Source organism: Bacillus sp. FSL E2-0195 (assembly GCF_038003645.1).
GTDB lineage: Bacteria > Bacillota > Bacilli > Bacillales > Bacillaceae_G > Bacillus_A > Bacillus_A mycoides.
The window spans coordinates 2,848,908-2,867,542 of record NZ_JBBOPN010000001.1 but is presented as its reverse complement, the minus strand read 5'-3'; the positions used below and the strand labels follow the sequence as shown (position 1 = coordinate 2,867,542).

Genomic DNA, 18,635 nt, shown 5'->3' with positions numbered 1-18,635 from the left:
GAAGCAGATATGCAATGTATCTGCTTTTTTATGTTGGCTTTTTTCTTAAATAATGTTGCTTTATTACGTAAGAATTTTATCCTTATTGATTTTATGAGATTTTTACGCATAATTGTAACTAAGGGAGATGGTTCCAAGTTGAGTAAACAGAATATCAGCACAACAGTTTCAGGGGATTTAATTGTTACCCATCTAATTGGCAAGATTAATACAGCTGATGTTTATGAATGGTTTAATGGCTTCGAGCAGGTTTGTCAGCAATTCATTTCCGAGGGTCGGAAATACAAATTGTTGGTGGATAGAAAAGGATACACGCCAGATCATTTTTCTGTTCAAAAAGCATGGAAAGATAAGTTCTTCAATGAAACCATTTTGAATCACAGTAAGGCAATTGCGTTTCTCCTTGAAGAAGGGGAGATAATGAATTATTTACAACAATCCAATACAAAAGAATCCGTAAAATTTTTCGATGATTATGAACAAGCATTAATTTGGTTGAATGAATATCCAATATAAAACCTTTATTGAACCAGTTTCTCTCAATCAACTGGTTTTTTTTATGCCCGTAATGTTGCCGTTGTCATAAGTTTCATCACTTTCAATGGTACCTCTTAGCTTCGCAAACCCAAGAGAACGCAAGGCGTTTAATATTCTTATGCCGCCAATAGAAAGCAGTTGAAAAGAGCCTTTATGTTAGATTGTTTCTAAATCGATATCTTTTGTTGAAACATCCTCGTAATTTCACTTACCGAATTATAATAGTTTGAATTGTGGTATAATTCAAACGAGGAATGGAGGAGAAATATATGAACGTTATACAATTAAAAGAAGATAAGTTTAGAGAAGCATTACGTTTATCAGAATATGCTTTTCAATATAAAGCAAATGAAGAACGAGTAGAGCAGCAAATTACACGAATGAAGGAAAGCCATCAAATATACGGTATTATGGAAGGAGAAGAGTTAGCTGCAAAGTTGCACTTAATTCCTTTTCATATTTACATAGGAAAAGAAAAGTTTAAAATGGGCGGCGTTGCGGGGGTAGCGACGTATCCGGAATATAGAAGAAGTGGATATGTAAAAGAGTTACTTCAGCATTCACTACAAACTATGAAAAGAGATGGATATAGTGTATCGATGTTACATCCATTTGCAGTTTCATTTTATCGTAAATACGGCTGGGAACTTTGTGCGAATCGAATCGTATGTCAGATGACAAAGAGCGATTTAATAATTAAAAAACAAGTGAATGGTACAGTGAAACGTTTTAGTAAAGATAATCATCCAGAAGAAGTAGAGAATCTATATGAAACATTTGCAGAACGATTTTCTGGTATGTTAGTTCGCGGACGTAAATGGTGGCTACAAGCGGTGTATCATGATTTAATATTGGCAGTTTACTATGATGAAAATAAAACGGTGGCTGGTTACATTTTATACAAAATAGAGAATTCTAAAATGAAAGTAGAAGAATTTGTCCCATTACATAATGAAGCAAGAATTGGTCTTTGGAACTTCATCTGCCAACATGATTCTATGATTAAAGATCTAGAAATGATACTAAGTGAGACAGAACCACTTCTTTACACATTACAAGAACCACGAGTAAAAGCAGAAGTAACTCCATATTTCATGGGAAGAATTGTAGATGTAGAACAGTTTTTCAAACAATATGAATGGAACTGGAACAACGAAGAGCAAGAAGTAATTTTACATATTACAGATTCATTTGCACCGTGGAATAACGTAACGGTTCAACTTAAAAATAATGAAATAACAATCGTTAAAGAAGAAACAGCAAAAGAAAATGGAATTCAAATCGATATTAATGCGTTATCTACTATTATGTTTGGTTACAAGCGACCGCTAGAATTAAATGAAATAGACTTAATAAGCGGTAGTGAAGAGGAGATACGTGCATTTGAGAATGTAGTGCCGGTGCGTAAGCCGTTTATTTATGATTTCTTTTAATTAATGTCATGTGCTATGTATGAGTAACAAAGTACTATAATGATAAACTTTTTATTATAGTACTTTTCTATTTAATAGAGTGAAATCATTGTTTTAGGAGGAAAAGTAAAATGATTAGGCAAGCCGTAGGTGCGGTCGTATTCCAACACAGTGAATTTTTATTGGTACATAAGGTGAAAATTAGCGACATAGATGGAGAATATGCTATGTCAAAGGGGGAATGGGATTTTCCTAAAGGTGGAGTGAAACATACAGATAATGATTTAGAGAGTGCTATTTTGAGAGAGCTGGAAGAAGAAACTGGATCTACAAAGTTTAAAGTTATAAAACAATTTGAAGATAAAATTTGCTTTGGCTTTCCTGAAGAACTCAAAATGAAAATTGGATATGAAGAGCAAGAAACTACTATGTTTTATGTAGAATATATAGGTGACAGAATAGATTTACATCCAAAAGATAATGAAATAAGTCAAGTTCAATTTTTTAAGATACAAGATGTATTGAGGGTTTTAAGTCATGATGATACAAAGAAATTTTTTGATGGGATAACGCAAAAAATGTATTAATATCTTAATTGAGTGTGTTATTTGATAAATGTTTCAATAGCGTATTTACACACTTGACTTTTAATCCATGTAATTTATAATTATAAACGGAATGAATTTTCATTCCTGAAAATTGAGGTGAGAAAAATGGCTAAAAATAAGCAAGAGGATATTTTTGATGCTGGTATAAAACTTTTCGCAGAGCGTGGTTACGATGGTACGACAATACCGATGATCGCTGAAAAAGCAAATGTCGGCGCTGGTACTATTTATCGCTATTTTGAAAATAAAGAGGCACTCGTTAACTCATTATTTTCAAAAAGCATGATACAGCTATCTGAAACAATAAAAACTGATTTTCCTGTTGAAGCAAATATTCGAGAACAGTTTAGTCATACGTATAACCGTTTATTTGAATTTGCGAGAAACAATGTGGATGCTTTTCTTTTTACAAATTCGCACTGTGATAGTTATTTTCTTGATGAACAGAGTAAGAAAATATTTGACGATTTTATAGGCTTCTTTATGAATATTATTGAAGATGGAATCGAAAAAGGTTTTCTTCGTCCATTGCCTATAATTGCTTTAATTATTATTGTATATCAACCGCTTGAAAAATTAATAAAAGTAATGGCGACAGGGCAATTAGAATACTCAAAAGAATTAGTAAAAGAATTGGAAGAGAGCTCTTGGAATGCTATTAGAATCATTTGATTCTATAGCTTTATAAGGACAGGAATGAACATTCATTCCCAAATAAATATAAAAAATGATTACAGGAGATGATATATCTGTACAATTAAAGGAATGAATATTCATTCCGCAGGGAGTGATTTAATAGAATTGAAAAATAATTTAATAGGATAATAGGAATGAACGTTCATTCCGAAATAATATTTTCAAAAACAGGGAATGAATATTCATTCTCTATGCACCATGAAACTCTAATAACAGGAGATGATTCGAATGAGCAAGCTAAAAAGTTGGAGAAGTTTATCTTTTCTATTATGGATAGTTATTACTATTGCAATGGTCGTAACGATGCCTAATATGGATCAGTTAGTGAAGGAAAAAGGGCAAATCACGATTCCTAATACAGAACAAAGCAGTATTGCTGACAAGATGATAAAGGAGATGGATAAAGAAGGGGCTGAAAAGTATGAAATTATAGCTGTCTTTAATAGTGGAAGTAAGAAGGCTTTAACAAATGAGCAAAAAGAGGAAATAACGAAAACGATCAATGCCCTGCAAAATGAAAAAGAGCAATTAGGAATTAAGGAAGTCGTTTCACATTTAGATAATAAAGAACTGGAGAAACAATTAGTTTCTAAAGATAATACGACTATTTTAACGCAAATGTCGGTAGATAAAAAACATGGTAAAATATCAAAAATTGTAAATAATCTTCATAAAAAAGTACAAACGAAAGGAGTTACAACGTACTTAACAGGAAGTGATTTAATAGCGGGTGATTTTCTTACATCCTCTCAAGAGGGCGTGAAAAAGACAGAAGTTATTTCGATCATTTTCATTCTTGTAGTATTAATCATTGTATTCCGTTCACCAGTCGTTCCGATTATTTCTCTTCTTACAGTTGGTGTTTCGTATTTAATTTCAATGGGGATTATTGGCCATCTTGTAGATCAATTTAATTTTCCGTTTTCAAACTTTACGCAAGTGTTTGTAGTAGTCGTCCTGTTTGGAGTGGGAACAGACTATAACATTTTATTATATACAAGATTTAAAGAAGAATTAAGTAAACAAGAAAATGCATATTTAGCTACGAAAGAAACGTTTAAATCGGCAGGTAAAACCGTTTTATATAGCGGGATAGCAGTACTAATTGGCTTTGCATCTCTTGCTTTAGCAAGTTTTAAATTATATCAATCTACTTCAGCGGTAGCAATTGGTGTCGCAGTACTACTACTCGTATTAACCACTTTAAATCCATTTTTCATGGTGCTTTTAGGAAAAGGAATGTTTTATCCAGTTAAAACATTTAAAGGACATGAGGATAGTCGTTTATGGGGATTCTTTGCGAAAAATTCAGTAGCAAGACCATTTATCGCTTTAATTATCGTATTCGTGATATCGATTCCATTCGTATTAAAATATTCTAACACGCTTAATTACAATGATTTATTTGAAGTGGATAATAAATATGAATCAAAAATGGGGATTAACGTAATAGAAGAGCATTTTCCGCCTGGTTTTTCTTCACCAAGTACGTTAGTCATTCAATCGGATAAAAAGTTAGATGAGGCGAATTCTTTACAAACTTTAGATGAACTTACTGATAAAATCTCGAAAGTTAAAGGAGTCTCAGAAGTATATTCACCGACGCGTCCAACTGGAGATAAGATTAAAGAATTATATATAAATAAACAAGCCGGAGAATTGAATACAGGCTTAGGAGATGCAAATGGTGGCATAAAAGAAATTAATGAAGGATTAACTGATGCGAAAGATAAAATGGGTAGTAATGATTCAAATAGTCTTGCAAATGTTCAAAAGTTAATTGATGGAACAAATGAAGCGAAAAATGGCGTATCAGCATTAGGGACAGCTTTAAATCAATTATCGAATGGAATAAACAATGGAGCACAAGGAGCGAAGCAAATAGAGGATGGGCTAGCATCATTAAACGGAAATATCAATGCCCTGTCAAATGCAACTTCGCAGCTTCATGCTGGTTATGCTCAGTTAGAAAAAGGTTTAAGTTCGTACGATCAATATTTCGGAAGTATTTCTCAAGCGATTGATGGTGCGAAAAAAGGATATGAACAAATTGAAACGTTAATGAACAATTTCATTCAAACAAAACCAGAATTAGCAAATGATCCTAATGTGCAGCAAACATTAGGAATTGCAAAAGAAGCTCAGAGGCAATTGAGTGTTCTTTCAAATGAATTAAATCAATTAGCGACGCAGCACAAAGCAGCGATGAGTTCATTTAAAGAAGCAAATCAATCATTATTAAAAGTAGATAATGGTTTAAAGGAAATGAACAATGGAGTAACGCAACTACAAAAAGGAGCTGCTGAACTGAAAAATGGATTGAACGAAGGAGCTACAGGTTCAAAACAAATTTCGAACAAATCGGCTGACTTACAATCTGGATTAATGAAAATAAACGATGGGCAAGGACAGTTATTAACTGGACTGAAAGATTTACAAGAAAAGATGGGGCAATTGCAATCAGGTTTATCTAAAAGTACAGAGGGGTTAGGAAAAGTAAGTAACGGTCTAGGTGACGCTCAAAAATATTTAGGAGAGTTAAATGAGTCGAAAAGCTCTGAGAAATTTTATATTCCGAAAGAAGTTTTAGAAGGAGAAGATTTCCAAAAAGCATTGAATACGTACATGTCACATAATAGAAAGATTGCTAAAATGACAATTATTTTAGACGTAAACCCGTATTCAAAAGAAGCGATGCCTATCATTCAAGAAATTAATAAAACGATAGATGGTACGTTAAAGGGAACAGAACTAAATGATGCGAAAAAAGCAATTGGCGGGACAACAGCTAGAAACGTTGATTTAAAAGAAGTAACCGGGCAAGATTTTCTACGTACTGCTACGATTATGTTATTAGGGATTTCGCTTGTATTAATCGTGATTACACGCTCATTCTTAAACTCAATCTTTATTATTGGGTCGTTAATTTTAGCGTACTTTGCATCACTTGGTATAAGTGAACAAATTAGTGCACATGTATTAAACATAGGGTCATTAAGCTGGAATGTTCCATTCTTTAGCTTCATTATGATTGTCGCTTTAGGAGTGGATTATAGCATCTTCGTTATGATGCGATACAATGAGCTAGAAGGGGATTCAGTAACGAAAATTGTAAATGCATCTCGTCACATAGGAGGAGTCGTATTATCAGCGGCACTTATTTTAGGAGGGACATTTGCAGCGTTAATTCCTTCAGGAGTATTGACACTTATACAAGTAGCATCCGTTGTTGGCGTTGCTCTTTTACTATTAGCTTTAATTGTAATGCCGATATTGTTACCTGCTTTAATAGGATTGACGAATAAATTGAAGAGTTATAAAGAGAAAATAATGAATACGAAATAAGAAAAACCTGTAGGGAATGTTTTCTCTACAGGTTTTTTGTATATAAAATATGAAATGAAAAAATGATTCAATGTATTACAGAATGAGAAGCGAATAGGGATATTAGAAAGAGGTCGATGATATACAAAAAATAGCTAGGGGAATGGATAAAAACTATTCGATTTCGTTGTAGAAAGCTAATCAACCGTTGCTATTCATCCAGCTTCTACTATATAATAGCTATAGTCTACAATAATTGAGTCGTAATATGCGATTTTTTAAGACAATCGGTGAGAAAACGCTGAAATAAGCGGTATTAGTAGGAGGACACAAATGATTACAGTAAGTAACGTTAGTTTGCGTTTCGCAGATCGCAAATTATTTGAAGATGTTAACATAAAATTCACGCCAGGTAATTGCTACGGTTTAATTGGAGCAAACGGTGCTGGTAAATCAACATTTCTAAAGATTTTATCTGGAGAAATTGACCAATCAACGGGTGACATACATATTACGCCAGGTGAGCGTCTAGCAGTATTAAAACAGAATCACTTCGAATATGAAGAATTCCCTGCACTAGAAACAGTAATGATGGGTCACACACGTCTTTATAAAGTAATGCAAGAGAAAAATGCAATTTACATGAAAGAAGACTTTAGTGATGAAGATGGCATGCGTGCTGCAGAACTTGAAGGTGAGTTCGCTGAGCTAAACGGTTGGGAAGCTGAGTCAGAAGCTGCAATCCTTCTAAAAGGGTTAGGTATTGGTGAAGATATTCATGATAAAAAGATGTCTGAATTAACAGGGGCAGAGAAAGTAAAAGTATTACTTGCTCAAGCTTTATTCGGTCAACCTGACATTCTATTACTAGATGAGCCTACCAACCATTTGGACTTAAAAGCGATTCAATGGTTAGAAAACTTCTTAATGAACTTTGAAAATACAGTTATCGTTGTATCCCATGACCGTCACTTCTTAAATAAAGTATGTACGCACATGGCTGACCTTGATTTCGGTAAAATTCAATTATACGTTGGTAACTATGACTTCTGGTACGAATCAAGCCAATTAGCATTAAAACTAACGCAAGATTCTAACAAGAAAAAAGAAGAAAAAGTAAAAGAGTTACAAAACTTTATTGCACGCTTTAGCTCAAATGCATCTAAAGCGAAACAGGCAACTTCTCGTAAAAAATTGTTAGATAAAATTACATTAGATGATATTAGACCATCATCACGTCGTTATCCGTTCGTTGGTTTCACACCAGAACGTGAAGTAGGAAATGACCTATTAACAGTTGAAGGTATTTCGAAAACGATTGATGGCGAAAAAATATTAGATAATGTGAACTTCACTTTAAATAAAGGTGATAAAGTTGCATTTATCGGACGTAACGATATTGCGATGACAACATTATTTAAAATTCTTATGGGTGAAATGGAGCCAGATAGCGGTTCATTCAAATGGGGTGTAACAACATCTCAAGCTCATTTCCCAAGAGATAACTCTGAGTACTTCGAGAACAGTGATTACACTTTAATTGATTGGTTACGTCAGTTCTCTCCACAAGATGAGTCAGAAAGTTTCTTACGTGGTTTCTTAGGCCGTATGCTATTCTCTGGTGAAGAAGTAAAGAAAAATGTTTCTGTTTTATCTGGAGGAGAAAAAGTTCGTTGTATGTTATCTAAAATGATGTTAAGCGGTGCAAACGTATTAACACTTGATGATCCGACGAACCATTTAGACCTTGAGTCTATTACAGCATTAAACAACGGTTTAATCACATTTAAAGGAACATTACTATTCACTTCTCATGACCATCAGTTCGTACAAACAATTGCAAACCGTATTATCGAAGTAACGCCAAACGGTGTAGTTGATAAGGTAGCAACGTATGATGAGTTCTTAGAAAGTCAAGAACTTCAAAAACAAGTTGATGCAATGTACAAAGGTCAATAATAATTGATTAAAACCCTCGCTTTCTATTATGAGAGCGGGGGTTTTTTAAGTAAACAAATATTCGTTTTAATATAAAGTGGGGGGAGGATTAAAATGGATAATTATTCAAAAATAACATTAGCGATGGTAAGAAATTTTTGAAGCGTGGATAAACCCTGAAATGATGAAGAAATGGTTTTTTACATTGGAAGGGACGGATAAAGTAACGGGAAATACTCCTGAAGTAGGAGGGAGTTGGGAAATTATTGATCATCGTGGCGAAAAAGATTATCGAGCAATTGGGGAATATATCGAAATGAATCGTCCTAAAAAAATTAGTATTTACATTAAAAACGCCGCAGTTTAGTGAATTATTAGATAAAATCACAGTTGAAATAAAAGAGAAACAACAAGGATTTAAAATGATATTTTCACAAAATATAATCGTTGCTCATGAAGAAGATTGGACAAAATATGATGTTGAAAAAGCTTTAAAGGGGTGTCATGCTGGCTCTGAGCATGATTGGAATAATATTCATGGGACTGAAAGAATTGGTTAAAAGAAGAGGGAATAGCTACAAAGGATGATAAACGGTAGTCGAAAAAGTGTAGTTTGAGCAAATTGCCCAAACTACACTTTTTATTTTATGAAATTGGGTAGTTTACATGAATGTACCAAAATTGGAGATAGGTTAGTTTGCAAATGAGGAAATAAAGGATTATAGTTTGTGGAGTCATAATTAGTGGATGAGCCTTGGGAGAAAACAGGAAATGTTACAAATGTATTTTGTTAAATAGAAACCAAGGTCAAAATGTTTAAAAAGAAATAGTTGAATAAATAAAAGCTACAAATTATAATTACTAATATTCTTCATATAGTTAAACAAATAAAATCTATTTGAAGAAGAGAAATTGAATAGAGAGACAGACTTATATAAAATAAGCCTTGGATGATCAAAAGAGGTGGAGAGATGCAACAATTTTTATTGAAGAGTAAACGAGTATTAAGTAATCATTTTGGATTTTTCGTATTTGCTGTTATTTTACTTTGGTTAAAAACATATGCTGCATATGTGACAGAATTTAATTTAGGGATATCGAACACAATACAAAAGTTCTTACTGTTTTTCAACCCGTTAAGCTCAGCAGTTCTATTTTTAGGACTCGCATTATTCGCAAAAGGGAAACGAGCTTACATTTGGTTAATTATTATTAATTTGCTAATGTCTATACTTTTATACGCAAACGTAGTATATTATCGCTTTTTCAGTGACTTTATTACGTTCCCGACATTAACACAATCGAATAACTTTGGAGATTTAGGTGGTAGTATTTTTGCATTGCTACACTTATATGATCCACTATATTTCTTAGATACAATCATTTTAATTGTTTTAGTCGCAACGAAATTTGTAAATCCTAAACCAATCCGTGTTGCGAAGCATAAATTATCTCTAGTATTTGTAGCAGGTATTTTATTATTTAGCGTTAACTTAGGTCTGGCAGAATCTGACCGTCCTGAGTTATTAACTAGAACATTTGACCGCAATTATATCGTGAAATATTTAGGGGCGTACAACTTTACGATTTATGATGGTATTCAAAGTGCGAAAGCATCAACAGAACGAGCATTAGCGGATGGAGATAATATGACAGAAGTTAGAAACTATCTTACATCAACTTATGCAAGTCCAAATCCTGAGTATTTCGGTAAAGGAAAAGGAATGAACGTAATTTATATTCATTTAGAGTCATTCCAAAACTTTTTACTAAACTATAAACTAAATGGTCAAGAGGTTACACCATTCTTAAACTCATTTACAAAAGATGCGAATACGTTATACTTTGATAACTTCTTCCATCAAACAGGACAGGGTAAAACATCTGATGCGGAGTTCATGTTAGAGAACTCAATGTTTGGATTACCACAAGGATCTGTTTTTACAAATAAAGCTCATAACACGTATCAATCAGCACCAGCTATTTTAGGTCAACAAGGATACACATCAGCAGTGTTCCACGGTAACTACAAAACGTTCTGGAACCGTGATGAAATTTATAAATCATTTGGTTTTAATAAATTCTTTGATGCGTCATACTACGATATGAATGAAAAAGATGTAGTAAACTATGGCTTAAAAGATAAACCGTTCTTTAATGAATCAATTCCGTTATTACAAACGTTGAAACAACCGTTCTATACGAAGTTCATTACGTTATCGAACCATTTCCCTTATCCGATTGATAAAGCGGAAGCAACGATTGAACCAGCTAAAACAGGTGATTCATCAGTAGATACGTACTTCCAAACAGCACGCTATTTAGATGAATCTGTAAAAGGATTCATTGATTACTTGAAACAATCTGGTTTATACGATAACTCAATTATCGTTATGTACGGTGATCATTACGGTATTTCAGATAATCATAGTGCAGCAATGTCTCAAATAATGGGTAAAGAAATGAACGCATTTGAAAATGCTCAATTACAACGTGTACCATTAATCATTCGCGTACCAGGAATGGAAGGCGGCGTACAACATCAATACGGCGGAGAAATTGACGTTCTTCCAACGTTATTACACTTACTAGGTACAGATACGAAAAATTATGTCCAATTCGGATCAGATTTATTATCACCAGAGCATAAACAAGTCGTTCCGTTCCGTAACGGTAACTACGTAAGCCCAACAGTTACTGCACTTAACGGCAAATACTATGATACAGCGACTGGGAAACCTGTAGAATTTACAGATGAAATAAAACAAAATGAGCAAATGGTTCAAAAATCACTAAAATACTCCGACCAAGTTGTTAACGGTGACTTATTACGATTCTACACACCAGAAGGATTTACACCGGTAGAACCTTCTAAATATAACTATAACAATCGTGATAAAGATAAAACGAAGGTGAAGACGACTGAAGACGGGGAAACGAAATAAATAATAAAAAATCCTACTCGTATAGAAAACGAGTAGGATTTTTTGTTTTAAGATTTACTTTCGGATTTTTGGAGTGCTACTTTTTTAGGCATAAAACATGCAATAATCAAAGCTACAAAGGATAAGACTAACATAAATACGTACGCATCACTTGAGCTGAAGATAGAAGCTAATTTCGTTACTTGCATAGCTGATATGCTTCCGTTCTCACTAGATAACTGTGAAGTATGTGAAGTGGATTGAATTGTATACACAGTAATAATGACTGCTGTTCCTATAGCACCTGCTAATTGACGTACGGTATTATTCACTGCGGAACCATGTGAACCCAGTTCTCTTGGTAAAGCGTTTAAACCTGCTGTATTTAAAGGCATCGAAATGAAACTTAGTCCAATGCGTAGAATAATGGTACGAACCATTAAATACATATAAGTGGTGGATTCGGTCAAATCAATTACACCCCACATCGATATAACGATACATATTAAACCTATAATAAAGAGTGGTTTTGCCCCATATTTATCAAACATTTTACCCGTGATAGGTGATAAGAATGCATTAATTACAGCTCCAGGTAATAGAAGTAAACCTGATTCAAAAGCAGTAAAACCTCGTCCGTTTTGCAAGTAAATCGGTAAAAGAATTAAATCAGCATACATAATCATCGTAATGAGTACGTTAATGACTGATGTAAGAGTGAAAATTTTATACTTAAATACGGATAAATTTAATAGTGGATCGCTAGACTTTATTTGACGTAAACAAAATAGAGTTGTAACAATTATTCCGATGATAATTGTAGTAATAACAATTGGATGATCCCATCCTTTACTTCCTGCACTACTAAATCCGAATATAATACAACCAAAGCCAATCGTTGATAAAATGACACTTACGATATCTAATTTTGCTTTTGTTGTCTCAGCAACATTCATTAAATATTTTAGCGCGAGAATAATAACGATTAATACAAATGGAGCGAATCCAATAAATAACCATCTCCATGATACATATTCAATAATAAAGCCAGATAATGTTGGAGCGATGGCTGGCGCAAAAATTATGGCGAAACCGATGGTTCCCATAATACTGCCACGCTTTTCACTAGGGTATAAATATAAAATAACTGTCATCATTAGTGGCATAATAATTCCTGCTCCAATTGCTTGAATCATTCTTCCTGTTAACAAAATGCCAAAATTCATGGCGCATGCACAAAGAACAGTCCCGATAAACAAAGAGAGCATCGAGCTAATAAACAGCTGCCTTGTTGTAAATCGTTTCATTAAAAATGCAGTAATTGGCACTAGAACGCCATTTATGAGCATAAAGCCTGTTGATAGCCATTGCACGGTTGCAGCTGTAACATCAAATACTTCCATTAAATTACTCATCGCTACATTTAATAGCGTCTGATTTAATGTTGATAAAAAACAACCGGAAATGAGCACAATTAATATAATTTTTTTATTTCTTTCTGATATTTCCTTTTGCATTGGTAAACTCCTTCATTGTTGTCTTGATTTATCGACATTGTGTCGATAAAATTAATGGTAACAAAATAAATTTTCTTTGACCATGAACAGTTTTGTTGAAAATGTTCACTACTCGACATAGAAGGTATGCACTGTCGAGTAAGTAAAGAGAAAATCTATAAAGGAGTTTCAAAATGTCTACACCTAAAAAAGAAGATCCTCGTACAGTACGTTCAAGAGAAATGTTTAAAAATGCTGTTTTTTCTCTCCTATGTGAGAATCCTAGTATTTCAAGTTTAACGGTTCAGAAAGTCGCAACAAAAGCAGGATTAAACCGAACAACCTTTTACTTACATTATCAAGATATTCAAGATTTACTAGACCAAATCACGAATGAGATTTCAAATGAACTTTCAAATAAAATAGCTGATTTAATACATGCAAAAGATTTATCAGAAAAACAAAAGCTAACACAATTACTTGATTATTTATATATCCATCGAAATTATTTATTTATATTATTTAAAATGAATCAATTTGAGGAGCAACTATTTTTATTTTTAAAAGAGTTAATAGAAACGAGAAGAGAGAATACGAAAAAGGATCTGCCTGATGATTATGTTGCGGTTGATATTAAAACAGCTTCATTAGTAGGTATCATCATGTGGTGGATAAGGAATGGACTTCACTTTAGTTCAGATTATATTGCAAATCAAATTTATTTTATGTATAAAGGGTAATAAATGCAAACAATTTATCCGTATTAAAAAAAGATTAAAATAACCTAGTATAATTTAAAGTATCGGGATTAATAAAAATTTATAAAACAAAAGATCCAGAGATAGAAGGGGGATATGCATGAATTTTAAAAATGAAAAAATATCATTACATTTAGAGGTTGTAAATTACCAATATGCAGATGCAAAAGACGAGTGTGATAGAAATTGGTTAAGAGTAAAAGCGAAACTATCAGAAGAAAATAAAGTTTTTGAAACGATGGATCCTTTTTTACAAACATACGATTTACAGTACATGATAAAATGGTTTGAATCTTTACCAAACCCTAAATATAACGAACTAGATTTCATAGAACCAAATTTAGCGTTTGAATTTATGGGGGGAAAAGCAGGGGAGTTTAACATTGTTATTCGCTTATCGCTGGAACTTAACCCCACATGGTGTAAGGAAGAAGAATACGAATTTTCTATCGGTATAACTCAAGAGGATAGGGAGAATATTATTCGTTCTATTGAAGAGCAACAAAGGAAATTCCCAAAACGATAAAAAAAGACTTGATAACCTACAAGAGGGAATCAAGTCTTTTTATTACATACGATTATCATGCCAGAAGTTTAATGGGAAGTGTTCGTTCTCATTATAGGCTTCTAATTCATATCCTCTTTCTTTCAGCCCTTTAATAATACCAGGTACTGCTTTAACTGATTGTGGATGAATATCATGCATTAGAATAACTTCTGTTGGGTTTGTAGCACCATGTAGAACGTTTTCTACGATTTTAGCAGATGCAGCGTCTACTTGCATTTTGTTGTATTTCCAGTCTAATGAATCAATTGTCCAATCCCAAACTTTTAAACCATTTTCAACAACTTTGTTGCGAAGAGCTTCATTTAACCCTGGCATTGAGCCGTAAGATGGACGAGTTAATACTGGAGATTTTCCTAGAACGCCAGCGATTAAGCCTTGGTCTTCTTTCATTTCATCAACGTAATGACCTTCTGTGTAAAGTTTCTTGTAGTTATGAGTCATACTGTGCATCCCAACATAGTGGCCTTCAGCATCTTCACGTTTTACAAGATCAGGGAAAGCTTTTACGTTTGAACCAATTAGGAAGAATGTTGCTTTTGCATTTTCACTCTTTAACATATCTAAAAGCTCAGCTGTGTATTTTCCAGGACCATCGTCAAATGTTAAGTAAGCGACTTTTCTAACTTGCCCGTTATAGTGCTTTGGAGCTTCTTTCGGAGCAAGGGACGTTTGAATTTCACTTACAAGTTGAACAGATTTCGCTTCATCCTCTGTACTTGCTAGAGCGATATGTGTTGATCCGTAAGCAGCTTCGTATGTAAATAATACCCCAGCGCAAATCAACAGAGCCCTTTTCACTAAAGTTGTCATCCGAATTCCATTGTGCATAATTTTCCTACTCTCTATAAAAGTTCTACTCTACTATATTAGCAATTTTAGAGGGGGAAATGCAAAAAAACTTTTTTACAAGCGCAAAAAAGTTTGTTAAAAAGCATGTAAGATTTCACTGTTTTGCAGGTTTGAAAAAATGAAACAAGAATTAAATGAATGGAACTGCATGTAATAATGGTTCATTCACGTTTTTTGTTTTAGAAAGGGAGGAAAAGTATGAAAAAATTAGCTTGTTTACATGCTCATCATTCAAATATTGAATACATTGACCGAGCATTGCAATCTTTTGGAATCGAAATACTCCATTTTGTAGATCCCATCTTATCACGCATATTAAAAAAAGATTGCGATTTTGAAAAAGAACAAGCACGGAGTAATTTAAAAGATATTATAAAGTATATAGCCAAAAGTGATATAGATACACTTTTATTAACTTGTACAGATTATATTACGCTATTAGATGAGAATTTCAAAATAGACATACCTATATTGAAAATTGATGAGCTATTTTTTGAAATGATTTGTCATATTGAAGAGCCACAAACAATACTTTTTACAAATAATCGTACGGTTTCAGGAACGATGGAACGTTTAAAACAATACGCTCGGCAGAATAATAAATCCATACATGTAAAAGTAGAAGTGATAGAAGGGATATTTGAGTTAATTATGCAAGGTCGTAAAGAAGAGCATGATGTTAAATTAGAAAAGTATTTATATGAAATTATGAAAGATAGAAACGAAATGCTTTCAGTTGCACAATTATCTATGGTAGATGCTGCTACAAGGGTAGAAAATATAATAGGAAGGAACATAATAAATCCGTTGAATGCGCTTGTGGAGTATTGTATACAGAGTGTGAATGAACAACCGTGTGAAAAATAAGGAAGAGGATGTTTTTTATTTTAAAGAACATCAATAAAATTTCACATACCGTATTTTAAAAATAAATATAGGAAAACCAAAAAATAATGTAGAATATATCGTACATACATATGTGAAGGCAACAAAATATATAAAAGAGGTGGATCTATGTTACTTGAAGAAGTAATGCAGCAACTAGAAGAATATGGAACAGAACAAAACCGTAAAATCTTTAAAAATCATGGGGCAAAAGAGCCGTTATTTGGAGTTAGTTTTGCAAATTTAAAATTGTTGAAAAAGAGGATAAAAAAGGATCATGATTTAGCAATCTCATTATGGGAAACGAAAAATATGGATGCAATGACTTTAGCAACGATGATTTTAGATCCGAAGAAACTAACGTCAAAACAACTAAATAGATGGGTTCAGGATGTTGATTACTATTGTTTAATGGACGTTCTTATGACAGCTATATGTACGTCACCAATCGCAATAGAAAGAATGGAAGAGTGGACGAAGTCTGATGATGAATGGATTGGAAGAGCAGGTTGGTCTTTATTAGCAAATATAGCGATTAAAAATAAAACGTTACATGATGAATTTTTCACTCCGTATCTAGAAGAAATTAAAGCAAATATACATAATGAAAAAAATAGAAAAAAAGAAGCGATGAATAGTGCTTTAATCGCGATAGGGATTCGAAATGAAGCTTTAGAGCAACAAGCAATTGAAATTGCACGTGAAATTGGAAAAGTAGAAGTTGATCATGGTGCAACGTCATGCAAAACACCAGACGCAGAACCGTATATAAAAAAAGCGAGAGAAAGAGCTGAAAAAAAGAAAGTGAAATAAGAAAAGGGGAACGGTTATGAAACCAATGGAAGCGGCACAAAGCATAATTACATCACAATTTTCGAATTGTGATGTTGCTTTACTAGGGGGAAGTGTGGCTAGAGGAGAGGCTACGAAAACATCTGACCTTGATATTGTAATATTCGACCAAAGTTTGTCATCTTGTTATAGAGAATCCTTCTATAGTAATGGCTGGCCTGTTGAAGTATTCGTACATAATTTTGAAACGTATAAAACCTTTTTTAAAAGTGATTGTGAGCGCGGGAGACCTTCATTACCTCAATTAGTTTCAGAAGGGATTGTGCTAAAAGGAAAAGATGAAATTGTAGAGACACTTAAAAGAGAAGCGAATGATTTATTAAATAAAGGACCAAAAAAATGGTCAGAAGAAACGATGAAGCAGAAACGCTATTTTATTACGGATACCTTGGATGATTTCATTGGTGCAACAAAGAGAGAAGAAGAATTGTTCATCGCCAATTTATTAGCTGATTTAGTACATGAATATGTTTTAAGGATAAATGGTCAATGGCTTGGAAATTCAAAATGGTTTATTAGAGTGTTAAGAAGGTATGACGAGCAATATGCAGAACATTTTGTAGCGGCTTTTGATCATTTTTATAAAACAGAGGAGAAAAATGAATTAATTACTTTTGTAGAAAACACGCTAGATCAATACGGAGGAAGAATGTTCGAAGGCTTTTCTATAGGGAAATGAAAAGGGGATAGCAAAGTGAATGTACCATTCGTTCAATTAAGAGAACTGACAATAGATGATGTAGAAGATCGATATCAATGGTCATTAGATACAGAAGTAACCAAGCATTTAGTTGTACCAGATCAATATCCACCGTTCACTCGTGAAGATACGAGAAGGTGGATTGAAGCATGCATAAGTCGAGGGAATGGTTATGAACAACGAGCTATCGTTACAAAGGAAGGTATACACATTGGATGGATAGACCTAAAAAACTTTGATAATACAAATAAAAATGCTGAACTAGGGGTTGCCATTGGAAATAAAGAATATTGGGGTAAAGGATATGGAATGGCAGCACTATACAGTATGTTACAAATTGGCTTTTCTGTATTCGAATTAGAAAAAATATGGCTACGAGTAGACGAAGATAATTTACAAGCTAGAAAGAGTTATGAAAAAGCAGGATTTGTTTGTGAAGGAATAATGAGAAATGATCGGTTACGTAAAGGGAAGTTCATTCATCGCTATCGTTATAGTATGTTAAAAGAAGAATATCAATCTTTATTTAATAGTCTATAAAAATGTTATGTAAACTAAAAGGGGGATGGGGAAAATGATTAGATTACTTACGAAAGAAGATGCGGAAAAATATTGGGACTTACGTTTACAAGCTTTACAAGTAAATCCAGAGGCATTTGTAACAACTTATGAAGAGGCGATTCGCCAGGAAAATCCTATTAAGCGAGTGGAAAGTAATTTAACAGCTACTACTAGTTGTACATTTGGTGCATTTAATGAAGAAAATCATTTAGTTGGAGTTGTCACTTTACTAACAGAAGAGAGAGAGGCGTATAAACATAAAGGTCATATCGTTGCGATGTATGTAGATGCACAAAACAGGCGGAACGGATTGGCACGTGAGTTAATAACAAATGCCATTCAAAGAGCGCGAGATATAAAACTAGAGCAATTGACATTAGGTGTTGTATCTACAAACGAACCAGCAAAAAAATTGTATGAATCAATGGGCTTTAAAACGTATGGAATTGAAAAAAGAGCTATAAAGGTGAATGGTGTGTATAGTGATGATGAAAATATGGTGTTGTTTCTTTAAAGGAAGGATATTA

The 18,635-nt window shown here is 33.4% G+C and carries 18 protein-coding genes and 1 pseudogene; 16 read left to right on the top strand and 3 right to left on the bottom strand.

What is annotated here, in order from left to right; genetic code table 11:
- Window positions 1–9: 9 nt before the first annotated feature.
- Window positions 10–516 carry a SpoIIAA family protein gene (locus MHH59_RS14795; RefSeq protein WP_033734078.1) on the top strand — a complete coding sequence of 169 codons (507 nt, stop codon included), beginning with the start codon at window positions 10–12 and terminating at the stop codon, window positions 514–516.
- Between the two features lie 45 nt (window positions 517–561).
- On the opposite strand, the pseudogene MHH59_RS30845 reads toward MHH59_RS14795, so the two are convergent.
- Window positions 562–679, bottom strand: a pseudogene (locus MHH59_RS30845) (IS1595 family transposase); the annotation flags it as partial.
- Between the two features lie 127 nt (window positions 680–806).
- On the opposite strand from MHH59_RS30845, the gene MHH59_RS14790 reads away from it, so the two are divergent.
- The 8 genes from MHH59_RS14790 (at window position 807) to MHH59_RS14755 (ending at window position 11,460) form a co-directional block, all read left to right on the top strand.
- On the top strand, window positions 807–1,970 hold the full coding sequence (locus tag MHH59_RS14790; protein ID WP_050001094.1) for a GNAT family N-acetyltransferase: 1,164 nt from the start codon (window positions 807–809) through the stop codon (window positions 1,968–1,970).
- A 110-nt stretch (window positions 1,971–2,080) separates the two neighbouring features.
- Window positions 2,081–2,536, top strand: a complete 456-nt coding sequence (locus MHH59_RS14785) for an NUDIX domain-containing protein (protein ID WP_002127860.1) — start codon at window positions 2,081–2,083, stop codon at window positions 2,534–2,536.
- Window positions 2,537–2,662: 126 nt separating this feature from the next.
- The gene (locus MHH59_RS14780) at window positions 2,663–3,229 is read left to right on the top strand and encodes a TetR/AcrR family transcriptional regulator (protein WP_002185597.1); all 567 of its coding nucleotides are present in this window, start codon (window positions 2,663–2,665) and stop codon (window positions 3,227–3,229) included.
- 252 nt (window positions 3,230–3,481) lie between these two features.
- Window positions 3,482–6,598, top strand: a complete 3,117-nt coding sequence (locus tag MHH59_RS14775) for an MMPL family transporter (RefSeq protein WP_340851615.1) — start codon at window positions 3,482–3,484, stop codon at window positions 6,596–6,598.
- Between the two features lie 312 nt (window positions 6,599–6,910).
- Entirely contained in the window at window positions 6,911–8,536 is a 1,626-nt protein-coding gene (locus tag MHH59_RS14770) for an ABC-F family ATP-binding cassette domain-containing protein (protein ID WP_002032778.1), read from the top strand.
- 160 nt (window positions 8,537–8,696) lie between these two features.
- Window positions 8,697–8,882 carry a hypothetical protein gene (locus MHH59_RS14765; RefSeq protein ID WP_002127856.1) on the top strand — a complete coding sequence of 62 codons (186 nt, stop codon included), beginning with the start codon at window positions 8,697–8,699 and terminating at the stop codon, window positions 8,880–8,882.
- A gap of 55 nt (window positions 8,883–8,937) precedes the next feature.
- Complete coding sequence (locus MHH59_RS14760) at window positions 8,938–9,075, top strand: hypothetical protein (RefSeq protein WP_233152506.1); 138 nt, start codon at window positions 8,938–8,940, stop codon at window positions 9,073–9,075.
- A gap of 411 nt (window positions 9,076–9,486) precedes the next feature.
- A complete protein-coding gene (locus tag MHH59_RS14755) occupies window positions 9,487–11,460 on the top strand; it encodes an LTA synthase family protein (RefSeq protein ID WP_002127854.1) in 1,974 nt (657 codons plus the stop codon).
- Between the two features lie 47 nt (window positions 11,461–11,507).
- Here the strand turns inward: MHH59_RS14755 and MHH59_RS14750 are convergent, their stop codons facing one another.
- Entirely contained in the window at window positions 11,508–12,956 is a 1,449-nt protein-coding gene (locus MHH59_RS14750) for a DHA2 family efflux MFS transporter permease subunit (protein ID WP_103458785.1), read from the bottom strand.
- A 173-nt stretch (window positions 12,957–13,129) separates the two neighbouring features.
- Here MHH59_RS14750 and MHH59_RS14745 point away from each other — a divergent pair, with 173 nt between their 5' ends.
- Window positions 13,130–13,675, top strand: coding sequence for a TetR/AcrR family transcriptional regulator (locus MHH59_RS14745; protein WP_002013396.1), 546 nt, complete (start codon window positions 13,130–13,132; stop codon window positions 13,673–13,675).
- A gap of 118 nt (window positions 13,676–13,793) precedes the next feature.
- Window positions 13,794–14,219: a WapI family immunity protein gene (locus tag MHH59_RS14740; RefSeq protein WP_063225788.1), complete on the top strand. Its 426-nt coding sequence runs from the start codon at window positions 13,794–13,796 to the stop codon at window positions 14,217–14,219.
- A 42-nt stretch (window positions 14,220–14,261) separates the two neighbouring features.
- Here the strand turns inward: MHH59_RS14740 and MHH59_RS14735 are convergent, their stop codons facing one another.
- On the bottom strand, window positions 14,262–15,089 hold the full coding sequence (locus MHH59_RS14735; RefSeq protein ID WP_002127847.1) for a peptidoglycan-N-acetylglucosamine deacetylase: 828 nt from the start codon (window positions 15,087–15,089) through the stop codon (window positions 14,262–14,264).
- Between the two features lie 219 nt (window positions 15,090–15,308).
- Between MHH59_RS14735 and MHH59_RS14730 the strand changes: the two genes are divergently transcribed.
- The 5 genes from MHH59_RS14730 (at window position 15,309) to MHH59_RS14710 (ending at window position 18,622) form a co-directional block, all read left to right on the top strand.
- Window positions 15,309–15,977 (top strand): hypothetical protein, encoded by a 669-nt coding sequence (locus MHH59_RS14730; protein WP_340851609.1) that lies wholly within the window; start codon window positions 15,309–15,311, stop codon window positions 15,975–15,977.
- A gap of 147 nt (window positions 15,978–16,124) precedes the next feature.
- The gene (locus tag MHH59_RS14725; protein ID WP_002127844.1) at window positions 16,125–16,808 is read left to right on the top strand and encodes a DNA alkylation repair protein; all 684 of its coding nucleotides are present in this window, start codon (window positions 16,125–16,127) and stop codon (window positions 16,806–16,808) included.
- 16 nt (window positions 16,809–16,824) lie between these two features.
- A complete protein-coding gene (locus MHH59_RS14720) occupies window positions 16,825–17,526 on the top strand; it encodes a nucleotidyltransferase domain-containing protein (RefSeq protein WP_033729208.1) in 702 nt (233 codons plus the stop codon).
- 15 nt (window positions 17,527–17,541) lie between these two features.
- On the top strand, window positions 17,542–18,087 hold the full coding sequence (locus MHH59_RS14715) for a GNAT family N-acetyltransferase (protein WP_002185628.1): 546 nt from the start codon (window positions 17,542–17,544) through the stop codon (window positions 18,085–18,087).
- Window positions 18,088–18,121: 34 nt separating this feature from the next.
- Window positions 18,122–18,622: a GNAT family N-acetyltransferase gene (locus MHH59_RS14710; RefSeq protein WP_002032747.1), complete on the top strand. Its 501-nt coding sequence runs from the start codon at window positions 18,122–18,124 to the stop codon at window positions 18,620–18,622.
- Window positions 18,623–18,635 lie beyond the last annotated feature (13 nt).